The organism is Kitasatospora sp. UYEF31, from assembly GCF_057291755.1.
This window is the reverse complement of record NZ_JBXAWK010000068.1, coordinates 21,513-30,147: the sequence shown is the minus strand read 5'-3', so window position 1 is coordinate 30,147 and position 8,635 is coordinate 21,513. Positions and strand designations below refer to the sequence as shown.

Genomic DNA, 8,635 nt, shown 5'->3' with positions numbered 1-8,635 from the left:
GGGTGGGGGGGCGCGGCGCGCGGGGCCCCCCCGGGCGCATGGTGCACTCACCACCCGGGGTGGGTGGTTTCGGTATGCCCCCGCCCCGATCTCTGGAGGGGACTTCCGTACACGACCGACCTCTTGGCGTCCTACAGCCCGCGCATCGCTCCGCCGTCTACCGGCACCATCACGCCGGTCAGGTACGACGCGGCGGGCGACAGCAGGAACGCCGCGACGTCGCCGAACTCCTGCGGGGTGCCGTAGCGGCCGAGCGGGATCCCGGCCTCCTGGGAGGCCCGGAACGCGGCGGGGTCGGCCGCGAGGCCGTCCAGCTCGGTGATCCGCTCGGTCGCGATCCGCGCCGGGAGCAGGCCGACGACCCGGATCCCGCGCGGGCCCAGCTCGTCGGCCATCGTCTTGGCGGCCATGGCGAGGCCGGGGCGCAGTCCGTTGGAGATCGCCAGGCCCGGGATCGGCTGGCGGACCGACGAGGACAGCACAAAACCGATGACACCGCCGTCGCCGAGGACTTCCGCCGCGGCGTTCGCCAGGCGCAGCGCGCCGAGGAAGACCGTGTCGAAGGCCGTACGCCACTGCTCGTCGGTCGAGCCTCCGACTGATCCGGGCGGCGGACCCCCGACGCTTATCAGGATGCCGTCGAGGCGGCCGAACTGCTTCACGGTCGCGGTGACCAGGCGGGCGGCGGTGTCGTCGGCGCCGTTGTCGGCGGCCATCCCGAGGGTGTCACCGCCCAGCCGCGCGGCGGCTTTCGCGGCGGAGTCCTCCGTACGTCCGGTGATGACGACTTTCGCCCCGTCGGCCACGAGGGAGTCGGCGGCGGCGTAGCCCAGGCCGCGGGTGGCGGCGGTGACGATGTACACACGATCGCGCAGTCCAAGATCCATAGGTCGCATTCTCCCGCACGCCGACGGACCGGGGACAAGGGCGTGCGGGTGGAACAGTCACTGCCCGGGATGAGCCCGTGCTCACGGCACAGGGCCTGCCCGGGAGAAGAGTGTGCGTACGGAAGGGGTTCCTGGTTAGGTTCTGCGGTTATGGACACGCAACAGGTTCGGGAACTGATCGCGGCGGCGCATTCCGTCACGGTGCTGACGGGGGCCGGCATCTCCACCGACTCGGGCATCCCCGACTACCGGGGGCCGCAGGGTGTGTGGACGCGGGACAAGGACGCGGAGAAGCTGACCCGGATCAGCTACTACATGGCCGACCCGGAGATCCGCCGCAAGTCCTGGGTGATGCGCCGGAACAACCCCGCGCGGCTCGCCGGGCCGAACGCCGGGCACCGGGCACTGGCCGACCTGGAGGGCTCAGGCCGGCTGGCCGGACTGATCACGCAGAACGTCGACGGGCTGCACCAGCGGGCCGGGACCAGCCCGGAGAAGCTGATGGAGTTGCACGGCACGATGTTCTACGTGCTCTGCACGGATTGTGGATTCCGTACGACACTGGACGAGAACCTGGCCCGCATCGACGCGGGTGAGGACGACCCGCGGTGTGTGAAGTGCGGCGGCATCCAGAAGACCGCGACGGTGATGTTCGGGCAGGCGCTCGACAAGAGGGTCCTGGAGCGGGCCGCGATGGTGTCGCAGGTGTGCGACGTGTTCCTCGCGGTCGGCACGTCCCTCCAGGTCGAACCGGCGGCTTCGCTGTGCCGGGTGGCGCGGGAGGCCGGGGCTGCACTCGTGGTGGTCAACGCGCAGCCGACCCCGTACGACGACGTCGCGGACGCGGTGCTCCGCGAGCCGATCGGTCAGGTGCTCCCGGCGCTCATGACCGGGCTGGCCCCGCGGGGGTGAGTTCTTCCGCGTCCAGGGTCTCCAGCTCGGCTTCGACCGCGCGCAGCTCGGCCGCCTCGCGGCGGACCATGACGGTGAACGCGCCGACGAGGGCGACGACGAAGACCCACCACTGGACGGCGTACGCGAGGTTGAGGCCGAGGTCCTCGTCCTCCGGGTCGGGCAGCGGGGCGGGGGCCTCCTTCGCCTGCGGCCGCTGCTCGACCAACTGGACGAAACCGCCGTACAGCGCCGGGTAGGGGAGTGTCTTCGCCAGATCGGCGCTGTCGATCCGCATGATCTTCCCCGGCGGCAGGCCGTCGCGGTCCTTGATGCCGGAACGCGCCCTGGTCTCGTCGGGTTTTGCCCGGCCCGTGACGGTCACCTCACCGGCCGGCGCGGGCGGCACCACGGGTTCGTCCTTCTCGGAGTTCGGGCTCTTCACCCAGCCGCGGTTGACCAGGAGCGTCCTGCCGTCCCCGGTGACCAGGGGCGTGACGACGAAGAAGCCGGTCTTGGTCTCCTGGGCGCGCTGCCGGGCGAGGAGTTCGTGCCCGGTGTCGTACGTGCCGGTGACGGTCACCTGCCGCCAGCGGTCCCCGACCGGGAGGTCACGGCCGACCGCGAACAGTTCGTCCACCGGGACGGGCTTGTGCCGGAGGTTGTCCCCCATGGCCACGTTGCGGTCGTGCTTGGCCTCGTACCGGTGCAGTTGCCAGAAGCCGAGCCGCACCATGACCGGGATGAGGAGGACGACCAGGGCGAACAGGCCCAGCCAGCGGCGGGTCAGGAGGAAGCGGTACACACCCCGACGTTACCCCGGCGCGGGACGCGGTTTGACGTGAGGGTGCCGCCGCGCGCCGGTGGATCGCCGGAGTCCGTCAGGGGTTCCGGCGGGCCGGGGAGCCGCTGTCCGGCCCGGAGGTGTCCTCCGGTGGATCAGGCGGTCGCGGTGCCTCCGGCGAGCAGCGACTGCGCCAGCGCGCGGGCCGACACGGTGAACAGTGCCTGCGGGTCGGCCGGGTAGACCAGGTGGTCGGCGAGCTCCGCGTCCTGCGCGGCCAGGGTGTCCCGCCACTGCCGGACAGGAGCGGGTTCGTCGTAGTGCCGGACCATCGCGCGCTCCAGCATGACAAATCCGGCCACCAGGTGCTGCACCGCCTGGACCACCGTCGCCGCCTCCGCCCCGCGCAGTCCGGCCGCGGTGACCTCGCGCACCAGCGCCTTGCGGGCCGGGAGCATCATCAGCGCGTCCTGGCCGCGCTCGCGGACCAGGCCGATCAGGTGCGGCCGGTCCAGGATCATGCGGCGGCTGGACTCGGCGATGGAGACGACGCGCTCCACGGGGGTGTCCCCGGTGACCTCGAACGCGTCCATGTCGTGGACGACCCGCTCGACCAGGTGGTCGACCAGTGCCTCGCGGTTGCCGACGTGCCAGTAGATCGACGTGACGGCTACGCCGAGTTCGGCGGCGAGCTTGCGCATGCTCAGGCCCTGGACGCCGGACTCGCGCACCAGGCGCATGGCGGTGTCCAGGACTGTGTCGCGGGTGACGCGGGGGCCGGCGGGGGTGTCCGGGGCGGCGGGTTCCGGCTGGGGGTCGGTGTCTGTCATTGCGTCCCATTCTCCCGGTCGGCTGGTGCCTTGATGATCCTGCGGCGCGATTACCGCGGGGTTTCCCTTTACCTCGTCGGCATCGCGGTGTAACAGTGTTACAGGTCGCAGGCGGGATGCGCATCACCACGGCACTACGAGCACGACGAGCACGACGAGCACGACGAGCACGACGAGCACGACGAGCAGTACTGGCACTGCGAGCACTACTGGCACGCCGAGCACTACTGGCACCAAATACCGCGGAGGTCCGGGGGTCGCCCCCGGGACGACGCGGGACTCCGCATCCGGCACGGCCGCCGCGCGGCCGGGGATTCAAGGAACAGGTGACGTACGTGACGAAGATCCGCTACGGGGCGCGCTCCCTGGAAGCACTGCAGAAGTCCGCCAAGGCGGCCAGCTCCCTCCCGGAGATCTGGTCCTACGGCGTGGTCGCCGTCTGGGCGACCGACCCCGGGGTGGTCGAGGCGGTGCTGCCGCCGCCACTCGTCCCCGTCGCCGGGAAGCCGTGGGTCAAGGCGAACATCTCGCAGGTCGACATCCCCGGCCACCCGCTCGGCGCGGGCGCGGTCTCCGTACTCGCGCGGCACGGTGACAAGGAGGGGTGGTACGCCCTCACCCTCCCGATGACTACCGAGCGCTCGGTGATCGGCGGACGCGAGGTCTTCGGCGAGCCGAAGAAGCTCGCCGACGTCAAGGTGGAGAAGGACGGCGACCGGATCGTCGCCACCGTCGTCCGCAAGGGAACCACCTACCTGGAGATCCGCGGCACGCTCGCCGGGGAACTGCCCACCCCCGGGCCGAAGCAGTCGCTCAGCTTCTACTACAAGTTCCTGCCCGCCGTCAGCGGCGACGGCTTCGACGCCGACCCGCTGCTCGTGCACGTCGTGCGCAACGAACAGACCCGTACGGCGTCCCGCGTCGAGGGCGAAGTGATCCTCCGCGACTCGGACTTCGACCCGGTGGCCGACCTCGTCGTGCGCGAAATGGTGTCCATCACCTACGCCGAGCGCACCTCCGACCAGAGCGGCTACGTCGCCGAGCACGTCAAGGCCGACCTGGTGCTGCCGTACATCCACCAGCGCTACGACGACATCGCGCAGATCGCCGACAAGCCGCCCGTCCAGTCGGACTCCTCGACGAAGCAAGCGCAGTAAGCGAAGCAAACGAGTTAGTCGAGTTAGTCGAGTCGGACGAGACAGGCGAAGTAGAGGAATCGACATGCTGACTGAATTCACAGGCAAGGTCGCCGTCGTCACCGGCGCGGCCAGCGGCATCGGCTTCGCGATGGCCGAACGGTTCGCCGCCGAGGGTATGAAGGTCGTCCTCGCGGACATCGAACAGGGCGCGCTGGACAAGGCGGTCGCCCGGCTCACCGACGACGGCGCCGAAGCGGTGGGCGTCATCGCCGACGTGTCCGTACGCGAATCCGTCTTCGCGCTCGCCGACGCCGCGTACGACCGGTTCGGCGCCGTCCACGTGCTGTGCAACAACGCCGGCATCGGCTCCGGGTCCGAGGGCAAGATGTGGGAGCACGACCCGAAGGACTGGGACTGGTGCTTCGCCGTCAACGTCTTCGGCGTCTTCAACGGCGTCCAGGCGTTCGTGCCGCGCATGCTCGCCCAGGATGAGCCGGGGCACATCGTCAACACCTCATCCGGCGACGGCGGCATCGCCCCGCTGCCGAACGCGTCGGTGTACGCGACGACCAAGGCCGCCGTGGTCACCCTGACCGAGGCCCTGTACGCCCAGCTCAACCAGGTCCAGGCGAAGATCGGCGTGTCCGTACTCTTCCCCGGGCCGAAGATGCTGCGCACCGGACTGTGGGAGTCCTACCGCAACCGCCCCGAACGGTTCGCGAAGACGACGCCGCGAAAAACCCCGTACAACACCCTGGACGCCTGGGAGAAGGCGATGAAGGACGCGGGGCAGGAGATCGAGTTCACCCCCGTCGAGTCCGTCGCCGCCGATGTCCTCGCGGGCATCAGGGACAACCGGTTCTGGATCCTGCCGCCCAGCGGCCACAGTGACGGCCAGATCACCGCGCGTTCGCAGAGCATGCTCACGCGGTCGAACCCCGCGTACCTCGAAACCTTCGTCCTGGACAAGTGAGGAACCGATGACATCCCCCCGGGAATCCCCCGACAACTCCCCCGACCCGTACGTGGTCATCTCCTCCGACACCCACGCCGGGCTGCCGACGGAGCTGTACCGCGACTACTTGTCGACAAAGCACCACGCGGCCTTCGACGTCTTCCTCTCCGAACGTGAGGAGCAGCTCAAGGCCATCACCGACCTGGGCGTCCGCAACGAGGACTTCGCGGCCAACTGGTTCGAGACCAACGAAGAAGTGCTGCGCAGCGGCTGGGAGGTCGGCCGCCGCGACGAGGAACTCGACAAGGACGGCGTCACCGGCGAGGTCATCTTCCCGGACGCCGACGCGGTCGAATCGCGTACGTGTGTACCCTTCGGCGCCGGCCTGGGCATGGCCGGCGACATGGACCCCGAACTCGGCCTGGCCGGAGCGCAGGCGCACAACCGCTGGCTCGCCGAACTGTGCAAGACCTCGCCGGAACGCCGCCGCGGCGTCGCGCTGGTGCCCATCACGGCCGAGATGGACAAGGTCCTCGCGGAGATCCGCCGCATCAAGGCCGACGGCCTGGGCGCGGTGATGATCCCCGCGATGTGGGTGAACCAGACTCCGTACCACGACAAGAAGTACGACCCGGTGTGGTCGCTGTGCCAGGAGCTCGAACTCCCGGTGGTCACCCACTCGGGACCGGCCCCGCGTCACGAGTACGGCAACCACCTGGGCATCTACGTGCAGGAGGTCACCTGGTGGCCGTCCCGCCCGCTGTGGTTCCTTTTGTGGTCGGGCGTGTTCGAGCGGTTCCCGCGGCTGAAGTTCGGGGTGACCGAGGCCGGCTGCTGGTGGGTGCCCAACCAGCTGTGGTTCGGCGACCGGCTGATCCGCGGCTCACGCGGGGCGGCCAAGCTCTCCGGGTTCGAGGAGGTCAAGCTCCTGCCCAGCGAGTACTTCGACCGCAACTGCTTCATCGGCGCGTCGAACACCAAACGCCGTGAGATCGGCATGCGGTACGAGATCGGTGTCGGCAACATCTGCTGGGGCAACGACTTCCCGCACCCCGAGGGGACGTGGCCGGAGACGCTGCGGATCCTCAAGCAGACGTTCTCCGACGTGTCCGTCGACGAGACGCGCCAGATGCTCGGGCTCAACGTCGCCGAGGTGTACGGATTCGATGTCGGCAAGCTGACCGCACACGCCGCGAAGGTCGGTGTCACGCCCGCGACCCTGGGGCAGACGAACCCCGACGGAACGCTGAAGGACCTCGACACCAAGTGGGCCGCGGCGAAGGAGATCGGCCGTCACTGGCTCACCGGTCACGACACCGGGGCCTTCGTCAACCCCGAAGCCGGCAAGGGGTGAGCGGACTATGACTCAATCCCCGACCACGCCCCCCGGCGGCACCGCCCCTGAGCGCGAAGTGCCTGACAGGTACACGGTGATCTCCGCCGACTGCCACGGCGGCGGCGAGATGTTCGGCTACCGCGACTACCTGCCGGCCAGGCTCCACGGGAAGTTCGACGCATGGGCCGCGGCGTATGAAATCCCGTACGACGACCTGAAAGGCGACCTGGGCCTGCGCAACTGGGACTCGGACCGGCGGATGGGCGACCTGGAGGCCGACGGGGTGGTGGCCGAAGTCATCTTCCCCAACACGGTGCCGCCGTTCTTCCCCAAGCCGTCGCTGACCGACCAGGTCCCGGCGGCGAACGCCGGTGACCAACAACTGCGCTGGGAGGGCCTCAAGGCGCACAACCGCTGGATGGCCGACTTCTGCCAGGCGACCCCCGGGCGCCGCGCCGGGATCGTGCAGATCATGCTCCAGGACATCGACGCGGCCTGCGCCGAGGTCCGCTGGGCCAAGGAGGCCGGGCTCACCGGCGGCGTCCTGCTCCCCGGGACCCCGCCCGGCTCCGGGCTCGTCCCGCTGTGGCAGTACGACTACTACAAGCCCCTGTGGGACACCTGCGAAGAACTCGGCATGCCGGTCAACCACCACACCGGCAGCGCAGCACCCCCCGCGGGCGACACGGACGTCGACAAGGTCGTCTTCCTGACAGAGGTGTCGTGGTGGGCACACCGCGCCTTCACCCACCTCATCGTCTCCGGCACGATGGACCGCCACCCGGGCCTGGACTTCGTGTTCACCGAACAGGGCACCGCGTGGATCCCGGAGGAGTGCCGCCGGCTCGACTACTACTGGCACCGCATGGGCACGGCCGTCGGGTCCCAGGAGTACGAGTGGGGCCACAACCTGGTGCACTCCATGGAACTCAAGCCGTCCGAGTACTGGGCCCGCCAGTGCTACGTCGGTGCGAGCTTCCAGCGCCCCGCCGAGGCGAAACTCCGCTACCAGGTGGGCGTGGACCGGGTCATGTGGGGGAGTGACTACCCCCACAGGGAGGGCAGTCACCCCTTCACCCGGGAAGCGCTCCAGCTGACCTACAACGGCCTCGACTACGAAGAAGTGGCCCAGATGGTCGGCGGCAACGCGGCCCGTCTCTACGGCTTCGACCTCGACGCCCTGGCCCCGCTCGCGGCGAAGTTCGGACCGCTGGTCTCCCAGGTCGCGCAGCCGCTTGAGGTGATCCCGGAAGGGGCCCTCAAATGCCCGGCGTTCGTGGGGGCCGTCGGAGTGAAGCCGTAACGCGCCGGGGTCCGCACCTGTGCGGACCCCGACACGTTTCTCAGTCCCGCGTGAGCGCCTGCTGCGCCGGCACCGGGTTGTAGAACTCCCGCTGGTCGCAGATCAGTCCGTCCCGGAAGCGCAGCACGCTGATGTACGTGTTCTCGTACGTCTTGCCCGTCGTGGCCACCTCGCCCTCACTGGTGAACTCCACGATGAGCGTGTCCGGGTCGACGCACTCGTGGAACGTGGTCATGGTCAGCCGCAGCGAGAACACCTCAAGCGCCTTGACCAGGTAGGCCTTCACCTCCGCCCTGCCCGTAACTCGCACGGGGGGTTCGGCGTACGGGAACTGCAGCACGACGTCGCCGGTGTAGTTCTCCAACTGTGCGGCGAGGTCTCCCGCGGTCACCGCGGCGAAGGCCCGTTTGGCCGTGGCGAGGTTACGGGCCCGCCGGTAACGCGCCAGGGCAGGCTCAGCGAGGGTCCGGCCGAAGCTCTCAGGGACTGTCATGGCGTCATGCTGACGCC

9 protein-coding genes are annotated in these 8,635 nt (G+C 69.5%); 5 read left to right on the top strand and 4 right to left on the bottom strand.

What is annotated here, in order from left to right; genetic code table 11:
• Positions 1-131: 131 nt before the first annotated feature.
• On the bottom strand, positions 132-887 hold the full coding sequence (locus tag AC0Z36_RS25600; RefSeq protein WP_485465409.1) for an SDR family oxidoreductase: 756 nt from the start codon (positions 885-887) through the stop codon (positions 132-134).
• Between the two features lie 150 nt (positions 888-1,037).
• Here AC0Z36_RS25600 and AC0Z36_RS25595 point away from each other — a divergent pair, with 150 nt between their 5' ends.
• Positions 1,038-1,799: an SIR2 family NAD-dependent protein deacylase gene (locus AC0Z36_RS25595; RefSeq protein ID WP_485465408.1), complete on the top strand. Its 762-nt coding sequence runs from the start codon at positions 1,038-1,040 to the stop codon at positions 1,797-1,799.
• Here the strand turns inward: AC0Z36_RS25595 and AC0Z36_RS25590 are convergent.
• Positions 1,771-2,583 (bottom strand): SURF1 family cytochrome oxidase biogenesis protein, encoded by an 813-nt coding sequence (locus AC0Z36_RS25590; protein ID WP_485465407.1) that lies wholly within the window; start codon positions 2,581-2,583, stop codon positions 1,771-1,773. The genes AC0Z36_RS25595 and AC0Z36_RS25590 overlap by 29 nt on opposite strands.
• Positions 2,584-2,717: 134 nt before the next feature.
• On the bottom strand, positions 2,718-3,392 hold the full coding sequence (locus AC0Z36_RS25585; protein ID WP_485465406.1) for a TetR/AcrR family transcriptional regulator: 675 nt from the start codon (positions 3,390-3,392) through the stop codon (positions 2,718-2,720).
• 335 nt (positions 3,393-3,727) lie between these two features.
• Between AC0Z36_RS25585 and AC0Z36_RS25580 the strand changes: the two genes are divergently transcribed.
• The 4 genes from AC0Z36_RS25580 to AC0Z36_RS25565 all read left to right on the top strand — a co-directional run bounded on the left by AC0Z36_RS25580 (position 3,728) and on the right by AC0Z36_RS25565 (position 8,125).
• Positions 3,728-4,549, top strand: coding sequence for an acetoacetate decarboxylase family protein (locus tag AC0Z36_RS25580; protein ID WP_485465405.1), 822 nt, complete (start codon positions 3,728-3,730; stop codon positions 4,547-4,549).
• A 64-nt stretch (positions 4,550-4,613) separates the two neighbouring features.
• Positions 4,614-5,504 (top strand): SDR family NAD(P)-dependent oxidoreductase, encoded by an 891-nt coding sequence (locus AC0Z36_RS25575; protein ID WP_485465404.1) that lies wholly within the window; start codon positions 4,614-4,616, stop codon positions 5,502-5,504.
• Between the two features lie 7 nt (positions 5,505-5,511).
• Entirely contained in the window at positions 5,512-6,840 is a 1,329-nt protein-coding gene (locus tag AC0Z36_RS25570) for an amidohydrolase family protein (RefSeq protein ID WP_485465403.1), read from the top strand.
• Positions 6,841-6,847: 7 nt separating this feature from the next.
• On the top strand, positions 6,848-8,125 hold the full coding sequence (locus tag AC0Z36_RS25565) for an amidohydrolase family protein (protein WP_485465402.1): 1,278 nt from the start codon (positions 6,848-6,850) through the stop codon (positions 8,123-8,125).
• 40 nt (positions 8,126-8,165) lie between these two features.
• Here the strand turns inward: AC0Z36_RS25565 and AC0Z36_RS25560 are convergent, their stop codons facing one another.
• Positions 8,166-8,618 (bottom strand): nuclear transport factor 2 family protein, encoded by a 453-nt coding sequence (locus AC0Z36_RS25560; protein ID WP_485465411.1) that lies wholly within the window; start codon positions 8,616-8,618, stop codon positions 8,166-8,168.
• Positions 8,619-8,635: the final 17 nt, after the last annotated feature.